Below are 17,242 nucleotides of genomic sequence, written 5' to 3'. Positions count from 1 at the left end.
CTTGATATTTTTTCGTTAGTAGGTGACTTTAGTCAGACCGTAGCCAAGTACAAAGAAAATCACAGACAGAATGATCCACATGATCGTGAGGATGCGTGTTGTCTGCAGAATTTTTTCACGCTGATATGCGGAAAGATCAGGGGTCAGAAGAAGTCTTCCGAACTTGCTGAAGTAGCTGCCGCAGAAGCCGCCGATGAGCACAGGGATAATGCCCCACCAGTAACTGAATCCGATCCAGCCGATTAAAGCTCCTGAACCGACAAGAAAAGCAATAAGAATTGGGTACGCAAACATTGAATATAACCTCCACACAGCACTTTACCGCAATCGACCGATGTACACAAAACGGAGATTTCAAGGAGTACAAAAATGCCATAAAAAAACGCCGCGAAAAGCGGCGCTTTGGTGGTTAAATCAGTTTACTTGGTTAGATCGGCCGGTACTTTGCCGCCGTTCTCAGCAAGCTTCTGCATCACGGCTTTGTGAAGCCAAACATTCATTTGAGCATAGTCTCCGCCGATGAGATCTTTCGGGCATCCGAGCTCTTCAGCCAATGTTTTGCGATTAGCTAGAGAGGAATCAATACCGAGAAGCTTCATCAAGTCAACGATAGAAGTTTTCCAGTTCAGATTTGCCCCGTTCTTGCTTGCAATCTCTTCGCATACTGCAATGACGTCAACGGTCTGGGGAGCTTCAGAAGCAGAGACCTCGGGCGCAGCGGGTTCAGCTGCGGCTGGGGCTTCCGCGGCTGCGGCTTCAGTGCCGGCAACAGCTTCAACTGCCTTATCTTTCACTAAACCGAGTTTTTCCATGATTGTATTGAAAATGCCCATATGGCCTCCTGTATCTCAATGACTAATTAAACGGAACTACCGTGTTCTTAATTCTGAATATTACTCTCAGCCTCAAAAACGGATTGGTACAAACCCCGATTTAGGCAAAGGAAGCTGATTGCCTGAGATTAGATATTTATCGCAGGTCGGCTAAAAAGAAAATCAGCCGGAATAAACAATCGGTAAACTTAGAGTCGGATCACGAAAATATCCAAAAAGAAGTTAATCTAAGGAGAATTCGCTTGTTTACGCTAACTCTGCTCATGGCTGCGGCATCTGTCTTTACAGCGGCAGTGTTTATCTATTGCTTTAAGAAGCAGAACGCGGGGCGGATTTCCTTTTCGATACTTCTTTTGACGGGCGTAATCCTTATTGCCGCATCTGCCCTGTATGCGGGACTCGGCCGCTTCAGTGATTGGCAGGACGCTAAGGTTGAGACGCATATCGATCCTCGGCTTGCGGCAAAAATCACCGAAGCAAGAAGAGAAGTGCTGCGGTTTCCGGACAGTGCGGATAAGAAAATCGAACTTGGAAGACTGCTGCTTCAGGGCGGACGCTTTAGTGATTCGGCACAGGTATTTGAGCAGGCGATTGCCCAATATCCGCAAAGAGCTGATCTGTACGGCCTAAAGGCAAGAGCGCTTTATTACGCAAACGGAAGAAAAATCACGGACGATGTTCGGGAGAGCATTGATGCGGCCCGGGCGTTAAAACCCGCGGAAGCTGAAAGCACGATGCTCGTTGCAGAAGACGCTTATCGAAGAGGAGAGTACAGGGTCGCTGTTGAAGAGTGGCAGAAAGTGCTGAAATCCGGTTCAGCCGGGATCAATCGAGAGGCGGTCGCAAATGCGGTTAGAAGCGCACAGACAAAGCTTCAGAAGTCGGAGCAACAATAACAGACCGTTTGGATATCGGTGAAAGCGACAAAGAGGAGAATCACGTGTTACCTGAGTTCGGACATTTTCTTTTAATCCTTGCGGCAGTGATCGCTTTCGTTTTTCCATGGACAATACTCTACGGCGTTCTGAGGAAGCCTCCTGCATTCACAGGGCTCTGGCGTCCTGCGGTTCTGACGGTGTTTTCCGGTCTGACGCTTTCGCTCTTTTCACTCGCATACGCTTTCCTGACCAATGACTTCTCCGTCACTTATGTTTCAGAGAACTCAAATTCGTACTTGGAGACTTTTTATAAAATCGCGGCGGTTTGGAGCAGCCACGAAGGTTCCATGCTGCTCTGGATTTGGCTGATTTCCTGCTGGACAACCTTGTTTGCGCTTCTGACGAACGAATCCGAAGAAGTGAAAGCGCCAGCCGTCGCTTCAGCGCTGCTGATTATCGGTCTGCTGTCTCTTTTTCTCGTTTTTACTTCGAATCCGTTTGCGCGTCAGCTCCCGATGGTACCTGCCGAAGGCAAGGATCTGAATCCGATTCTTCAGGACATCGGAATGATTTTTCATCCGCCGCTTTTATTTTTGGGTTACGCAGGGATTTCTCTCTCGTTTGCTTTCTCAATCGGCTGTCTTCTTCGCAGGCAGCTGACTCCGACTTCTCTGAATTCACTGACTAAAATTTCGAGCATAGCCTGGGGCTTCTTGACGGCGGGCAATGTTCTCGGTTCCTGGTGGGCTTATAACGAGCTCGGCTGGGGCGGCTGGTGGTTCTGGGATCCGGTTGAGAACTCCTCATTTATCCCGTGGCTGCTTGCAAGTGCTCAGCTTCATGCGCTTTTGCTTGCCCGTAAACGCCACAAACTCTGCAAGAGCGTGCTTTTTATCCCGATTGCCGCTTTTACCGTTTCACTCATCGGCACCTTTATTGTGCGCTCAGGCGTGATCCAGTCGGTTCACGCCTTCGCTTCCGATCCGAATAAGGGGCTCTTCCTGATTGCAATAACGGTGCTCATGGCACTGCCTGCGCTGATTCTTTTTGCCAGAAACGCGGTCTTTTTTAAAGGCGATACTTCAGAAATCAATGCTTATGATGCCGCCGTATCCGTGGCTGTCATGATTCTTAGCGCGGCTGCGGCAGTGGTTTTATTCGGAACCGTGTTCCCGCTTATTTATCAGGGGTTCGGACTCGGAAGTCTGTCTGTCGGGGCTCCGTACTTTAATTCTATCTTCGCGCCGCTGACGATTGCCGCGGCTTTGCTGATCAGCGGCTTTACGCTGTTTAGACAAAGAGCAGCCTCTGCCGCCGCGGTTATTGCGGTAAGCGCTGCCTCATCGGTTGCGATCGCTTTTTTCCTGCATCCGAAGGATCCGATTATGACGGCCTTCGCGGTCTTTTCCTGTGCAATGCTGTTTCTGAGCCTTATCACAGAGGCGCTGACAAAACGCGCCGGACAAAATTGGTTTGCGTTTCTCGCTCATTTGGGCATCGCGGTATCAATGGTCGGTGTGATCGGCGATACGCAGTTTCAGCAGGAGGCGCTGGTCCGAATGGGGCCGGGCTACGGAAGACCGCTTGGCGACGTTATCTTTGTCTACGACAGAACGGATAAAGTTGACAGCAAGTCTTTTTATGCGGACGAGGGTCGCATCATTGTGCTTGATAAGAATGAAAAAGAAATTACCGAGCTTCGCCCGCAGCGTCAGACGTTTAAGAGCAACGGGATGCAGATGACGCATGCCGGCATCAGTCATGGCCTGTTCCGTGATTTGTACGTTTCAATGGGCAATCAGCTTTCCGCGGAAGAGTATCTGATGCGTCTGAATATTAAACCGATGATGATATGGCTTTGGCTTGGCGGACTCTTGATGATATTCGGTCTTTTCTTTGCTCGGACGTTTAGAAGAGAAAAGGATCTCTCATGAAAAAAATTATCTATGTCCTGACATGCTGTTTGGCTTTGTGTTTCGCATCCCTGTCGTTAGCGGCGGTCTCAAGTGCTGATATCCGCACTCAGGCGATAGAGATATCCAAAGAGCTGAGATGTCCCTCCTCAATGACTCAGTCTCTTTATGAGTCGGAAGCGCCTATCGCGGCTGAGCTGAAAGGGCTTATCTATAAAAAGTTAGCGGCAGGGGAATCAAAAGAGCAGATTCTTACGTTTCTAAGCGAGCGCTATGGTGAGCAGATTCGATATGAACCAGCGATGAACGCTTCTACTGCAATGCTGTGGCTCTTTCCGGCGTTTTTATTTTTAACGATTTTCTTCTGGTTTGTCATCGCAGTCCTGCTCAGGAAAAAATTAAAGTAAGCGGGTTAATAAATCATGGGCGAAGTTCTGTGAAGAGAACGCAGAAAGCGGGATAATCATAGATTCGCACTATCTGTTTTTACTGTGAATATATAGAAAATGAAAACGCCCGATTCCGCGCGCATTCTCGAAATTCTAAAGCAGCTTTGCGCAATTGCTTCTGTTTCCGGTCGAGCCGAACAGGAGAACCGCTGCGCTCAATATATTGCCGATTTTCTTAATCGTCTCATCCCGGAATCCGAAGGCCGCCTCTCGGTCAGATTGGTTCCCTGTGAGGGAGACGCGCTGGGACGAAATGCGGTGATTGCCCTTTTGAGGGCTTCGCGGGCAACCGACAAGACGATTATTCTGACCGGCCATTTTGATGTTGTGGATACAGCGGTCTGCGGCGAACTTCGCGAGCAGGCTTTTAATCCCGACGCTTACACAGAATCTCTGAAAGGCTTCGCGATTTCTCAGGAAGCGAAGAAAGATCTGGAAAGCGGCAACTGGCTCTTCGGACGCGGAACGATGGATATGAAGGCGGGACTTGCTCTTTTTCTTGCCTCAATGGAGCAATGGATCAGAGACCGAGATCTCGCAGTCAACATTCTCTTTTGGGCGGTTCCGGATGAGGAAGCCAACAGCGCGGGCATGATCGGAAGTCTGAGAGCTTTCAGTGATTTATGCCGCAGCGAACATTTAAAGTGTGTTGCTGCGCTGACCGGAGAACCGTGTTTCTGGACTTCCGAGACGGAAATGACCGAAGCGGTTCGTCCATATTATTTGGGGACTACCGGAAAACTCATGCCGTTTTTCTATGCACTCGGGAAACCCGCACATGTCGGCAATTATTTCGAAGGCTTGAATGCCGCTCTCATGCTGAGTGAAATCGTTACCGAAGCGGAGACGGATATCAAACTCTTTGAAGGTGAGGGGCTTGATTTGCTTGCTCCGCCGACCTGTCTGTATATGCAGGTCAGACGCGAAAGCTATTCGGTCACGCTGCCCGAAGCGGCAGTGGCGTACTTCAACGTTTTAACCGCCCGAAAAGATGTCGAAGACATTATGCGCTGGGCATGCCTGACAGCGGCGAGCGGAACCGCAAAGACCAGAAGAAGAATCGAAGAAGCGCGCCTCTTTGCCCTCACAAAAGGCGCGGATTATCCGGATTGCCCGCAGGTGAATATTCTTCAGTACAAGCTTTTGAGAAAAATGGCGGCAGCCAAATGCAAAGAGCGTTTTGAGGAGGAACTGGCCGGTTTCTGGAAGAGTGTTCCTTCAGACATCGATGCCCGGGAAGCGGCGATCAAAGAATGCGAATGGCTGATCAGCAAAGCGAATCCGCCTCGTCCCGCGATCATTGTGGGACTTCTGCCTCCGTACTATCCCGCCAGAGTCAACCGCAGCGCCTCGGAAGAAGAGCGCGAGCTCAGAAGCCGGATGGAAGAAGTGGTGGCGCAGGCCAAAGAGATGAGTTCCGACGGTGCGGTGCGCATGCATGAGGTATTCGGAGGAATTTCCGATCTCTCGTTCCTCGGCTTTAAAACGTTGAACGAACAGGCCTTGAGAGCGGCGCCAAACATGGCCGGCTGGGGCAGAGTATTCCATCTTCCGACCGACATTGATTTCAGTGAAGAGATTCCGGTCGCGAATATGGGCCCCGCGGGCAGGGACGCGCATCAGATGACTGAAAGACTTGAGCTGGATTATTCGCTCAATATCGCGCCGAAACTGCTTTTGGAATTAATCCGCAAACTCTCCTAAAAACACCAAAGCCCGCTTGTTGCGGGCTTTAGTGACTGAGGACTGCGGAATTTACTGCGGCGCATCCCGCACCGCAGTAAACCGACTATTTGCCGAAGCTGTCCTTAAGGGCAACGGCAAGGTTGAATACAAGATTATCTGCGGAGAAGTCCTTCTGATCGGCGACATAGTAGCCGTTGCGCTCAAACTGGAAGCGATCTTCTGGTTTGGCAAGCTTCAGAGAGGGTTCAACGTAGGATTTGCAGACTGTCTTGCTGTCCTTATTGATGAGTGTGCGGAAATCTTCCTCTCCGCTGTCAGGTTTCGGAACGCTGAATAAGCGGTCGTACAGTCTGATCTCGGCAGGCAGCGCCTCCTTACAGGAGAGCCAATGGATTGCAGCCTTCGTCTTGACGTTGTTGGCGCCGGCCGAACCGCTGCGGGTTTCCGGATAGTACTTGGCGTGGACTGTGACGACTTTGCCGTCCGCATCTTTTTCCACAGAGGTGGCTTCAACCACGTAGGCATGACGCAGACGGACCGGTATTGCGGGCTTCTCTGCAGTTGCCAGAGTAAGACGGCGATAGCCTTTCGGAGGATTTTCCGAGAAGTCGGAGCGCTCAATCCAAAGTTCCTTAGAGAACATCAGGCTGCGCGAGCCTCTTTCAGGATGCTGCGGATGATTCGGCGTTTCAACCTCTTCGGTCTGATCTTCCGGATAGTTGTCGATGACCAGTTTGATCGGGTCTTGCACGGCAATTCTTCTGTCGGCCTGAGCGTCAAGAACTTCTCTGAGGGCACCTTCCAGCACAGAGTGGTCAATCCATGCACCGGTCTGTTTAGAAACTCCGATTCTTTCACAGAAGAGTCGGATCGCCTCAGGTGAGTAGCCGCGGCGGCGAAGACCGACGAGTGTCGGCATGCGCGGGTCATCCCAGCCGTCGACCAGACCTTCTTTGACGAGCGCGATCAGTTTGCGCTTGCTCATGACCACATAAGTTAAGTTCAGGCGATTGAATTCGTACTGATGCGGAAGCAGGAAGTAGTTAGCTTTGACCGTCTGACTCAGAACATCCTGAAGCAGCGGAGTGAAGACGGCCGGGTTTGCGCTGACCGCATCAAGAACTGTTTTAGCGGTTTCCGCGCTGAGTTTCGCCGGGTCTTCTTTGATCGCCGTCAGAATTTCAAAGACCTTTCTTTCATCAGCGGTCTGTCCGAGTTTCCACTTGAATTTAACCGCGGCTTCCATAAAGGGCTTCTGCGCTTCAAAGTCTTTGCCAGCAAGCTCACCGATATAAGCGGCGGCTTTTTCAAAAAGCGGAGCTCGGGTGATTGGAACTGAGCGTTCGGTAGCCCAATTGTAGAAAGCACGCTGATCTTCGAATTCCAGCGTGCAGATCGAGTGCGTAATATTTTCCAGAACGTCTTCGAGCGGATGCGCGAAGGTATACATCGGATAGATGCACCACTTATTGCCTGTGCGGTGGTGTTCGGCAAAACGAATACGATAGATCGCCGGGTCACGCAGATTGATATTGCGGGAAGCCATATCGATCTTGCTGCGGACAACCATGCTGCCTTCAGGATGTTTGCCTTCTCTCATCTCGCGGAAAATGCGAAGATTTTCTTCCGGAGAACGGTCGCGGTACGGAGAGTTGACACCGGGAGACTTGAGCGTGCCGCGGTTTTCACGAATTTCGTCTGCGCTCTGTTCGTCAACATAAGCGCAGCCGATCTTGATTAAATGCTCCGCGATCTCATACATGTAATCAAAGTAATCGCTCGCGAAGTAGTAGTTGATTTCTTTATCGTCTTTCCAATCAAAGCCGAGCCAATTGACAGAGCCTAAGATGGAGTCGACATACTCCTGATCTTCTTTGACGGGGTTCGTATCGTCAAAGCGCATGTGGCAGCGGCCCTGATAGTCTTTGGCTAAACCGAAGTTAATGCAAATACTTTTGGCGTGACCGATGTGAAGATAACCGTTGGGTTCCGGCGGGAAACGCAGACGAACTTTGGCTTCGTCAACCGGTCCTTCCATTTGCTCGGTGTAGGTGCCGGGAGCGCCCCTCCAGTGACGGGGTTCATTTGTCCCCTGTTCCAGATCTTCGTTAATGATATTGCGAAGAAAATTTGTAATGTGGCTGGATGCCGTCTTTTCTGTAGTATCGCTCATTGTTTTCAATCGGTTTGAATAGATTCAGACTTTTTATTTTACCGTTTTAAAGACTGAATCGCCTTAATCTTCCTGGAATGCGGTTTCTCTGGTCTTCTTAATGCTCGGAAGCAGAATCAGAAGAAGCAGGAAGAGCGCGAACATCAGAAGCACAAGTGAGATCGGACGTGTCAGGAAGGTCGTCGGGTCACCGCGGGAGAGCAGCATGGCTCGGCGAAGGTTTTCTTCCATCATGGGTCCGAGGATGAAGCCTAAGATCAGAGGCGCCGGTTCGCATTTCAGTTTGTAGAAGAGGTAGCCGAGGGCGCCGCAGACAATCGTGATGTAAACGTCAAACGGATTGTTATTGATGGAGTACACGCCGATGCAGCAGAAAGTCAGAATCATCGGGTAGAGCAGACTGTAAGGAATTCTGAGCAGCTGCACCCAGATGCCGATCAGCGGAAGATTCAAAATGACAAGCATCAGGTTGCCAATCCACATGGAGACAACCAGCCCCCAGAAGAGGGAGGGGTTGGAGCTCATCACCTGCGGGCCCGGTGTGATGTTGTGAATCATCAGGGCGCCGATCATCAGCGCCATTGTGGCGTTGCAGGGAATGCCCAGCGTCAGCATCGGAATAAAGCTGGTCTGCGCTCCGGCGTTGTTCGCGGATTCGGGGCCCGCGACGCCGGCAATGTTGCCATGGCCGAAAGGCGGTTTCGCGTTCTCGCCTGCGACTTTCTTTTCCAGTGTGTAAGACGCGAAAGACGCAAGCAGAGCGCCCCCGCCGGGAAGGATGCCGAGGAAAGAACCGAGCAGGGTTCCGCGTGTAATGGCGGGCGCAGCTGCCATCAGCTCCTTAAACGAAGGCCAAATAGAGCCCACTTTCTCTGTTAAAGATTCTCGGGTTTCACCTTTGGAAAGGTTCACGATAATTTCGGTGAATCCGAAGAGACCCATGGAGATTGCGACGAAGTCGATGCCGTCCTGAAGCTCGGGCACGCCAAAGTCAAAGCGGAACGCGCCGGAGTTGACGTCAGCGCCGATAATGCCGAGCAGCAGACCGAGGATGATCATGGCAAACGCCTTGAGAACCGAGCCGTTGGCAAGAACAACCGCTCCGACAAGGCCGAGCACCATCAGACTGAAGTATTCCGCAGGGCCGAATTTAAAGGCAAGTTCGATCAGCGGGGGAGCGAATGCGGCAACGAGAACCGTAGCAAAGCAGCCTGCGATAAATGATCCGATGGCCGAGAGCCCGAGGGCGGTGCCGGCCTTGCCTTGACGCGCCATCTGATACCCGTCAAGACAGGTCACGACAGAAGCAGATTCTCCTGGGAGGTTGACGAGAATAGCTGTTGTGGAACCGCCGTACTGAGAACCGTAATAAATGCCCGCGAGCATAATCAGCGCGGAAGTCGGATCGAGAGAGTAGGTGATCGGGAGCAGCATCGCGAGAGTTGCGACGGGACCAAGACCCGGCAGAACCCCGATCAGCGTACCGAGCGTGACGCCGATGAAACAGTAAAGAAGATTGTGCAGTGAGAGGGCGGTTGTGAAGCCGATCGCAAGATTATTAATTAAATCCATCTCAGACCTCTCGAATTATTGAACCAGGAAGGCGGGCCAAATCGGTACCATAAGGTTGAGCCCGAAAACGAAAATAAGCCAGACAAGCGCGCTGAGAAATACGCAGAGAATCAGCGTCGGCTTCCAGCGGAAAGGCAGATTGCCGAAGGAGGACAGAAATACCATGATCGCGGTCGCCGGAATCAGTCCGGCCGGCCGCAGCAGTACCGCAAAAATAGCGACGGAGCCGAGAATGACGATAAAACTGTACCAGTCAAATCGGCCGAACTTTCCGCCGTCATCTTCTTCGCTTTTGAAAAGAAGCGATTTCAGCGTGATTAAGAGACCAAGGAGGAACAGAAATCCGCCGAGGAGCATCGGAAAATATCCCGGCCCCATTCGAGAGGCGGATCCGAGTTCGTAATGCGTGATGGAATATAAACAGAAGAATGCGCCGAAACCCATAAATAAAAGGCCGGCCCAAAAATCTCTTTGGTCTTTAATCATGGCTGCAAAATAAAGAAGAAGGCTGCAAAACAGCCTTCTGAGGTTAAAGATAAAAATGGTTAGTCGATTTTAGCGCCGCTTGCCGCAACGATCTTCTTATACTTAGCCATTTCTTCTTTGACAAAGCTGCCAAGTTCGGCCGGTGTTCCGGCTTTTTCCTGTGCGCCCATGGTTTCAAAGCGCTTGGCCATGGACTGAGACTTGATAGCTTTGACAAATGCTTTGTTCAGCTTATCGAGCTCTTTCTGGTTCAGACCTGCGGGAGCGAAGAAAGCGTACCAAGTGGAGATATCAAATCTGGGAACTCCGGCTTCAGCCATTGTCGGAACATCCGGCAGGGCAGGCGCTCTGAAGCTTGTTGTGACGGCAAGCGGAATGAGTTTGCCGGCTTTGATGTCCGCGGAAGCGGAGGCAAGATTGTCAAAAATGAGGTCGGTATCACCGGCGAGAACACTCATTCTCGCAGCGGCTGCGCCCTTGAACGGAATATGGACGAGCTTGATGCCGGAATCGGCTTTCAGCAGTTCGCCCGACATGTGGCCGGCTGAGCCGTTGCCGCCAGAGGCGTAATTGAGTTTGTCCGGGTTCTTTTTAGCGTAAGCGATCAGGTCTTTGACGTTCTTGATACCGGTTTCTTTAGAGAACTTGGGTGTAATGACAAGAACGTTCGGAGTCTGAGCGATCAGAGTGATCGGAGTGAAGTCCTTAATCGGGTCGTAAGGAAGCTTACTGAAGAGATTCGGGTTCACCGCGTGTGTGGCCAGGGCGCCCATGACAATGGTCTTGCCGTCCGGAGACTGTTTGGCGACATAGTCAACACCGATGTTGCCGCCGGCACCCGGCTTGTTTTCAACAATAATATTTCCGAGATCGGCGCGGGCTTCTTCTGCAACAGCTCGGGCGGTCACGTCAAGCGGTCCTCCGGGAGGATAAGGAACGATGATGCGGATCGGATCGTCCGCGAAGGAAATTCCCGGGATAAGAGCGGAGCCCATGGCGGCAGCGCCCATGAGGCAGATTTTTCTTCTAGTAAATGTCATTTCTCACCTATTAGTAGGAAGATTTGTTAAAAAGCAGATACAAGCCTACATTCTCAACATTCTAAGAAAAAAATACCTCTCTATCTGAAATATTAATGAAAAGACACTCGGCTACTAGGGTAAAACAGTACATTTTCCCTTTTCTATTCCGTATTTCGGTAAAAATTCTCGTTACTGCGGATTTTTGTGACTGATTTTTGCTGAAAAGAAAGGGTACGAGAGCTTTTCTCATTGCGCACAGCTTGTTGTTTTGCGTTCTAGTGATCAGAGAAGGAGGGAGCTGCGCTCATTTACTTATGCGCGCAGTGTGTTTCAGGCGCATTTAAGGAGAAGAAATTAATATTTTAGCGTCAGGAGAGATGCGGTACTTAGCTTTAAATCCGCTTGTGCTCTTGGAGGATGGAGCGTAGTCCTTTCGGGTTGACGATATGGACGTGCTTTTGATGGATTTCAATTAGTCCGAGTTCTGTGAATTTGGAAAGAGCACGGCTGATGGTTTCCAGTTTTAAACCTAAGAAGCTGCCGATATCGGCGCGCGTCATTCTCAGGACAAACTCTGTGCGTGAGAAACCTCTGGTTTCAAAGCGCTTGGACAGGCTGAGAAGAAAAGCGGCAAGCCGCTCAGTGGAGCTCATGGAGCCGAGCATCAGCAGATTATGGTGCTGCAGAACGATTTCCCGGCTGAAGAGTCGGCGCACATGCGAATCAATCGCCGGGCTTTGTCCGCAGAGGGCTTCAAGGTCTTCATAGGGCATGACGCAAACTTCGCTGTCCTCCAGCGCGGTTGCGGTGCATGTATGAAAGCCGTGGTATATGCCGTCAATGCCGAGCATTTCGCCGGACATATTGAATCCGATGACCTGCTCTCGGCCTTCGTCGGTGACAATGGAGCTTTTGACGGAACCGAGCTTGACGATATACAGAAAGCGGAGCGGATCGCCGGCATGGAAGAGTCGGCTGCCCTTACTGATTTTTTTGTTGAAGGTGACGATGTTTGAACAGTTAACGAATTCTTCGTTCGAGAGGCCTTCGGGCAGACAGAGCGTTTTTTGTTTGCAGGCGCTGCAATCGGGCGGCAGGAAGGGTGTTTCGTTAAGTTCGGTTAAATTCATCACTTGTATGATTGCTGTGCCGAGGTTTGTCTTAAACTCACGGAATTTATAAACAATCCGCTGGATAGTCTGCAATAGACTGATGCGGTGATGATATCAGAACTTAGTTAATTTCAATAGCCTTTAGAGGCGAAGGAAAACGATGAAAAAAAACTCACTCCTATCGGTAGAATTTCCTGATCTGGAATTGCTGCAGCGATTCGATGTTCCGGGTCCGCGCTATACGTCATATCCGACTGCGGACCGTTTCAGCAAAGACTTCGGCGCAAAGGATTTTGAGTCGGTTTTAGCTGCTCGTCCCGAAGGCAGAGACCTGTCCATCTACGTGCATATCCCCTTCTGCTCGAACATCTGCTATTTCTGCGGATGCAATAAGGAAGTCACGAAAGACCATTCCCGTTCCAAGGAATACATTGAAGTGCTCGCTATGGAATGCGACAACGTCGCGAAGGTCCTCGGCGGAAGCAGAAAAGTTGAACAGCTTCATTTCGGCGGCGGCTCTCCGACTTTCCTGAATAACGATGAAATTCTCGAGGTCATGCGCGTCATTACGGAGCGTTTTCCTCTGGCCGAAGGAGCGGAAGTTTCGGTTGAAGTCGATCCGAGAACGACTCCGGTCGATAAAGTCGCCGCGCTTGCCAAGGCCGGCTTTAACCGCATGAGCGTGGGTGTTCAGGATTTCAACGAACGTGTTCAGATTGCGATTAACCGTGTTCAGCCGTTTGAGCAGACTAAGGCGGTTTTTGACGCGGCAAGAGCCAACGGTTTCCACTCTATTAATATGGACCTTATCTACGGTCTTCCCTTCCAGAGCAGAGAAACCTTTGCGCACACGCTTGACAAAGTAATTGAGCTGAGCCCTGATCGTATTGCGCTGTACCACTATGCGCACCTGCCCGAACATTTCAAGGCGCAGAGAAGAATTAACGCGGCGGACCTGCCTCCCTCTCCGGAGAAAGTCGGCATTATGATGGATGCGATCACCCGTCTGTCCGAATCCGGCTACCACTATATCGGCATGGATCATTTTGCCAAACGCACTGATGAGCTTGCAAAAGCTCAGGAAGAGGGCACTCTGCAGAGAAATTTCCAGGGCTACTCCACAAAACCTGAGTGTGACATGGTTGCGCTCGGCGTTTCTTCGATCAGCAAGGTTCACGGCTGCTATGCGGCAAATCCCCGCGATCTGCCTTCTTACTATGAAAAAGTCCGTTCCGGCGCTCTTGCGACGGTACGCGGCTATCTTCTCAATGACGACGACAAACTGCGCTCAAAAGTCATCATGGAATTGATGTGCCAGTTCAGAGTTGTGAAAGCGGACATTGAGAAGCAGTTCGGCATCAATTTCAACGAATACTTCGATTTTGAGCTGAATAATCTCAAGCATTTTGAGAAAGAAGGATTGGTAACGCTCGCCGAAGACGCCGTCTCGGTGACTCCAAAGGGCAAACTGCTTGTCCGTGCTGTGGCGATGAATTTCGACCGCTATCTGCGCGAGGATGAACGAGTCAGACGTTACTCCCGTATTGTCTAGGTCAGCTGATCACAGGAAAGAGCCGCTTCGAGCGGCTCTCTTTAATTCTTCTGTGCAAAGCCGTCTTTCTTTATAGATTGTCAGCAGCCGTTCTGATCGGATGTGTCCGTGTTTACAGCGGCAGCTTATTATTTTGAGCTCTGAGATTGTCGCCTTAAAGACGGTGATGCAGAAGGCTGTCTGATAAAATATATAAATTGTGTTGCTGAAAAATTCAGCTTTTTTTGAGAAATTACAAATGTTCACTGCATCAGAAATTCGATCGACATTTCTGAAGTTTATGGAGTCCAAGGGGCATACGATTGTTGCCTCCAGCCCTGTTGTTCCCGGAGATGATCCGACTCTGCTCTTCACGAATGCCGGTATGAACCAGTTCAAGGATGTTTTCCTTGGATTTGACAAGCGTCCCTACAAACGTGCGACGACCAGTCAGAAGTGTGTTCGCGCAGGCGGAAAACATAATGACTTGGAAAACGTCGGCTATACCGCCCGTCACCATACTTTCTTTGAAATGCTCGGCAATTTCAGCTTTGGTGATTATTTCAAGCGCGATGCGATTAAGAACGCATGGGAGCTGCTGACACAGCACTTTATGCTTCCGCCGGAAAAGCTTTGGGTCACCGTGTACGCGGAAGACGATGAAGCCTATGACATTTGGAACAAGGAAGTCGGCGTTCCTGCTGAACGAATCGTTCGTATCGGCGACAACAAAGGCGCTCGTTACGCTTCCGACAACTTCTGGATGATGGGCGACACAGGTCCATGCGGCCCTTGCTCTGAAATTTTCTACGACCACGGTGAGGATGTCGCCGGAGGTCCTCCGGGAAGCCCCGACGAAGACGGCGACCGTTACATTGAAATTTGGAACCTCGTGTTCATGCAGTTCAATCGTGATGAAAAAGGCGAAATGCATCCGCTGCCCCGTCCGAGCGTTGATACCGGCATGGGACTTGAGCGTATTTCTGCGGTTCTGCAGCATGTTCATTCCAACTATGACATTGACCTTTTCCAGAACCTGATGCGTGCGGTGGTTAAGGCGGTTGAAGAAGCGGGCGGTGAAAACGTCGATCCGAATTCGCCTTCTGTCAAAGTCATTGCTGACCACATTCGTGCTTGTACCTTTATCATTGCTGACGGAATTCTTCCCGGCAATGAAGGCCGCAGCTACGTGCTTCGCCGTATTGCTCGCCGCGGTATGCGTCACGGCTTCAAACTTGGCGCCCGTGATCTCTTCTTCAGCAAGCTGGTTAAAGCGGTCGCCAAAGAAATGGGCGATCAGTATCCTGAAACCCGTAATCCTCATATCGAAGAAGTCCTGCGTCAGGAAGAAGTTCGCTTCTCCCAGACGCTTGCCAAGGGTCTTGATATTCTTAACGAAGCTCTTGCTGACGGAACCAAGGTTCTCGGAGGCGATGTCGCGTTTAAGCTTCACGACACCTATGGCTTCCCGGTTGACCTGACTGCGGACGTCTGCCGTGAAAGAGGCGTGACGGTTGACTTCGAAGGCTTTGACGCGGCGATGGAAAAACAGCGTGAAAAAGCCAGAGCGACCGGTAAATTCAAGATGGCTCAGGGCCTTGAATATGAAGGCAGCCCGACGGAATTCCTCGGCTACGAAACCCTCGCGGTTCACGCCTGTCGTGTAGAAGCAATCTACAAAGACGGCGAGCCGGTGAAAGACGCAGATGCCGGAGATGAAGTTGTTGTTGTCTTTGACAAAACTCCTTTCTACGCTGAAAGCGGCGGTCAGATGGGCGACAAGGGCGTCTTTAAAAACAATACAACTATTCTGAAAGTTGACGACACCTTCAAGATCAAAGCGGATGTGTTTGGTCATATGAGCTATGTCGCCGAAGGCAGTGTCAAAGTCGGTGATCTTTTCAGCGCCAAAGTTGATGAAGAAAACCGAGAAGCGACAGCCAGAAACCACTCTGTGACGCACCTGATGCACAAGGCGCTGCGTGAAGTGCTCGGTCAGCACGTTCAGCAGAGAGGCTCGATGGTTAACGGCGATCGTACCCGCTTTGACTTTGTTCACACCAGCCCGATGACTGCAGAACAAATTTGCGAGGTCGAAGACATCGTTAACAAAGAGATTCTGCGCAACACAGCGACACACGTACGCGTCATGCCTCTAGATGAAGCCAAGAAGACAGAAGCGGTCATGCTGTTCGGTGAGAAATACGGCGAAAACGTTCGTGTTTTAAACATTGGTTCCAGCTGTGAGCTCTGCGGCGGTACTCACGTCCAGAGAACCGGCGACATCGGCATGTTCAAGATTGTTTCCGAGTCCGGTATTTCCGCCGGCGTCAGACGTGTAGAGGCTGTGACCGGTATGTCCGCGCTGCGTTATACACAGAAGCAGGAAGCCATCATTCATGAAGTCGCCGAAGAGTTCAAAGCGCCGACAGACGAAGTGGTCTCCAAAGTTGTTGAAACCGTTGACCACCTCAAGCGTGCGGAAAAAGAACTCGACACCATCAAGGTTCAGCTTGCACAGGCAGGCGCTTCCAGCGTTGCAGCCAAGGCTGAAGATATCGGCGGCGCCAAGCTGCTGGTGACGGAAATGAAGGGCGTTGAGACCAAAGCGCTTCGTGATTCTGTTGACAGTCTTAAAGATCAGCTCAAGAGTGCTGCGGTTGTGCTTGTTAAGGTTGAAGACGGCAAAGCAAGTATTGCGGTCGGCGTGACCAAGGACCTGGTTTCCAAGGTCAAGGCCGGCGATGTCGTTAAGTTCATCGCTGAAAAACTTGGCGGTAAGGGCGGCGGTCGTCCTGACTTTGCTCAGGGCGGCGGGAACGCTCCGGCCGATTTAAGCGCGCTGCTTGCTCAGACTAAGGCGTTTGTCGCTGAAAAACTGCAGTAAGCATTAGAGCTTTAAAGACCCGCTTCGGCGGGTTTTTTTATGTCTTGAAAGTTTAGAAAACAGTTTCGGCCTGTACTGAATAAACTTTTGAATATGTCCTAAACAGTCCATCGACTGCTTAGGATTACCTGAGGCCTCCAGGGCATTTTTTCACGGAGGCAGAGTTGGCAGCTTCTTAAAGCGAAGGCAAAAACTTATTTACAGAGCCTCGACGTCCGTCTCGTCGCTGAACAAGGCTGAACATCTCTCGGAAGCAGAGAAAACCTAAGTGCTGGAAACTGGTTTCAATGGATTAAGCCTAAACGTAAATAAATATGTCTAATTTAAATATGCACTGTTTGAAGGCAACCCCCTGTACCACAAGGTGTTGTTAATATATTGAAAAATATACAACCCTGAAATCTAATAAAATAGTTATATATAGAAAATTAGATAAATCGAAAACTGAAGAGGTTTCATTTGTTAACAATGAAAATAATAAAAATCAAGTGTTGAAGCGTGTTATCCCATGTATTTCATAGGGAAATCATCTTAATTAATAAATAATTAATTCTTTTGCGAATATTAATTGTTTGAAAAATATACCAATAACTAATTGAATATAAATGAATATTAATATTATATCGAACAAATAACACGAATATTGGGGAATACCCGTTTTTTGACTGGGATATTTAACCAGTATCACCCGACTTTAGGA

Annotated in this window: 13 protein-coding genes; 6 read left to right on the top strand and 7 right to left on the bottom strand. The window is 50.2% G+C overall.

Going from position 1 to position 17,242, the window contains the following annotated elements:
• Positions 1-15 precede the first annotated feature (15 nt).
• Both AC6I1F_RS09360 and AC6I1F_RS09355 read right to left on the bottom strand, forming a co-directional pair.
• Positions 16-294: a lysine transporter gene (locus AC6I1F_RS09360; RefSeq protein WP_160334925.1), complete on the bottom strand. Its 279-nt coding sequence runs from the start codon at positions 292-294 to the stop codon at positions 16-18.
• Positions 295-419: 125 nt separating this feature from the next.
• Positions 420-833, bottom strand: a complete 414-nt coding sequence (locus AC6I1F_RS09355; protein WP_160334926.1) for a DUF3597 domain-containing protein — start codon at positions 831-833, stop codon at positions 420-422.
• 242 nt (positions 834-1,075) lie between these two features.
• Between AC6I1F_RS09355 and AC6I1F_RS09350 the strand changes: the two genes are divergently transcribed.
• From AC6I1F_RS09350 to AC6I1F_RS09335, 4 genes are all read left to right on the top strand, one after another.
• Entirely contained in the window at positions 1,076-1,729 is a 654-nt protein-coding gene (locus tag AC6I1F_RS09350; RefSeq protein ID WP_160334927.1) for a tetratricopeptide repeat protein, read from the top strand.
• Positions 1,730-1,773: 44 nt separating this feature from the next.
• Complete coding sequence (locus AC6I1F_RS09345) at positions 1,774-3,645, top strand: heme lyase CcmF/NrfE family subunit (protein ID WP_290149155.1); 1,872 nt, start codon at positions 1,774-1,776, stop codon at positions 3,643-3,645.
• Positions 3,642-4,031: a cytochrome c-type biogenesis protein gene (locus AC6I1F_RS09340; RefSeq protein WP_160334929.1), complete on the top strand. Its 390-nt coding sequence runs from the start codon at positions 3,642-3,644 to the stop codon at positions 4,029-4,031. The genes AC6I1F_RS09345 and AC6I1F_RS09340 overlap by 4 nt, the downstream gene beginning before the upstream one ends.
• Before the next feature lie 99 nt (positions 4,032-4,130).
• Positions 4,131-5,777: a M20/M25/M40 family metallo-hydrolase gene (locus tag AC6I1F_RS09335; RefSeq protein WP_160334930.1), complete on the top strand. Its 1,647-nt coding sequence runs from the start codon at positions 4,131-4,133 to the stop codon at positions 5,775-5,777.
• Between the two features lie 85 nt (positions 5,778-5,862).
• Here the strand turns inward: AC6I1F_RS09335 and AC6I1F_RS09330 are convergent, their stop codons facing one another.
• From AC6I1F_RS09330 to AC6I1F_RS09310, 5 genes are all read right to left on the bottom strand, one after another.
• Positions 5,863-7,932 (bottom strand): glutamine--tRNA ligase, encoded by a 2,070-nt coding sequence (locus AC6I1F_RS09330; RefSeq protein WP_160334931.1) that lies wholly within the window; start codon positions 7,930-7,932, stop codon positions 5,863-5,865.
• Between the two features lie 63 nt (positions 7,933-7,995).
• On the bottom strand, positions 7,996-9,504 hold the full coding sequence (locus AC6I1F_RS09325) for a tripartite tricarboxylate transporter permease (protein WP_160334932.1): 1,509 nt from the start codon (positions 9,502-9,504) through the stop codon (positions 7,996-7,998).
• A 15-nt stretch (positions 9,505-9,519) separates the two neighbouring features.
• Positions 9,520-9,990 (bottom strand): tripartite tricarboxylate transporter TctB family protein, encoded by a 471-nt coding sequence (locus tag AC6I1F_RS09320; protein ID WP_160334933.1) that lies wholly within the window; start codon positions 9,988-9,990, stop codon positions 9,520-9,522.
• A gap of 59 nt (positions 9,991-10,049) precedes the next feature.
• Positions 10,050-11,030, bottom strand: coding sequence for a Bug family tripartite tricarboxylate transporter substrate binding protein (locus AC6I1F_RS09315; RefSeq protein ID WP_160334934.1), 981 nt, complete (start codon positions 11,028-11,030; stop codon positions 10,050-10,052).
• A 374-nt stretch (positions 11,031-11,404) separates the two neighbouring features.
• Positions 11,405-12,142, bottom strand: coding sequence for a cyclic nucleotide-binding domain-containing protein (locus AC6I1F_RS09310; protein WP_160334935.1), 738 nt, complete (start codon positions 12,140-12,142; stop codon positions 11,405-11,407).
• 142 nt (positions 12,143-12,284) lie between these two features.
• Between AC6I1F_RS09310 and hemN the strand changes: the two genes are divergently transcribed.
• Positions 12,285-13,676 carry an oxygen-independent coproporphyrinogen III oxidase gene (gene hemN, locus AC6I1F_RS09305; RefSeq protein WP_160334936.1) on the top strand — a complete coding sequence of 464 codons (1,392 nt, stop codon included), beginning with the start codon at positions 12,285-12,287 and terminating at the stop codon, positions 13,674-13,676.
• A 238-nt stretch (positions 13,677-13,914) separates the two neighbouring features.
• The gene (alaS, locus tag AC6I1F_RS09300) at positions 13,915-16,542 is read left to right on the top strand and encodes an alanine--tRNA ligase (RefSeq protein WP_160334937.1); all 2,628 of its coding nucleotides are present in this window, start codon (positions 13,915-13,917) and stop codon (positions 16,540-16,542) included.
• Positions 16,543-17,242: the final 700 nt, after the last annotated feature.

Source organism: Parasutterella sp. St.1A3, assembly GCF_059728705.1.
Note: the sequence above shows the minus strand (reverse complement) of the source record. Positions and strands in the feature narration are given on the sequence as shown.

What these genes read in the sequence shown, in the direction of transcription:
- hemN (WP_160334936.1), top strand. Translation starts at nt 12,285, where the DNA reads ATGAAAAAAAACTCACTCCTATCGGTAGAATTTCCTGATCTGGAATTG.
- AC6I1F_RS09320 (WP_160334933.1), bottom strand. Translation starts at nt 9,990, where the DNA reads ATGATTAAAGACCAAAGAGATTTTTGGGCCGGCCTTTTATTTATGGGT.
- AC6I1F_RS09315 (WP_160334934.1), bottom strand. Translation starts at nt 11,030, where the DNA reads ATGACATTTACTAGAAGAAAAATCTGCCTCATGGGCGCTGCCGCCATG.
- AC6I1F_RS09335 (WP_160334930.1), top strand. Translation starts at nt 4,131, where the DNA reads ATGAAAACGCCCGATTCCGCGCGCATTCTCGAAATTCTAAAGCAGCTT.
- AC6I1F_RS09330 (WP_160334931.1), bottom strand. Translation starts at nt 7,932, where the DNA reads ATGAGCGATACTACAGAAAAGACGGCATCCAGCCACATTACAAATTTT.
- alaS (WP_160334937.1), top strand. Translation starts at nt 13,915, where the DNA reads ATGTTCACTGCATCAGAAATTCGATCGACATTTCTGAAGTTTATGGAG.
- AC6I1F_RS09325 (WP_160334932.1), bottom strand. Translation starts at nt 9,504, where the DNA reads ATGGATTTAATTAATAATCTTGCGATCGGCTTCACAACCGCCCTCTCA.
- AC6I1F_RS09340 (WP_160334929.1), top strand. Translation starts at nt 3,642, where the DNA reads ATGAAAAAAATTATCTATGTCCTGACATGCTGTTTGGCTTTGTGTTTC.
- AC6I1F_RS09360 (WP_160334925.1), bottom strand. Translation starts at nt 294, where the DNA reads ATGTTTGCGTACCCAATTCTTATTGCTTTTCTTGTCGGTTCAGGAGCT.
- AC6I1F_RS09310 (WP_160334935.1), bottom strand. Translation starts at nt 12,142, where the DNA reads ATGAATTTAACCGAACTTAACGAAACACCCTTCCTGCCGCCCGATTGC.
- AC6I1F_RS09355 (WP_160334926.1), bottom strand. Translation starts at nt 833, where the DNA reads ATGGGCATTTTCAATACAATCATGGAAAAACTCGGTTTAGTGAAAGAT.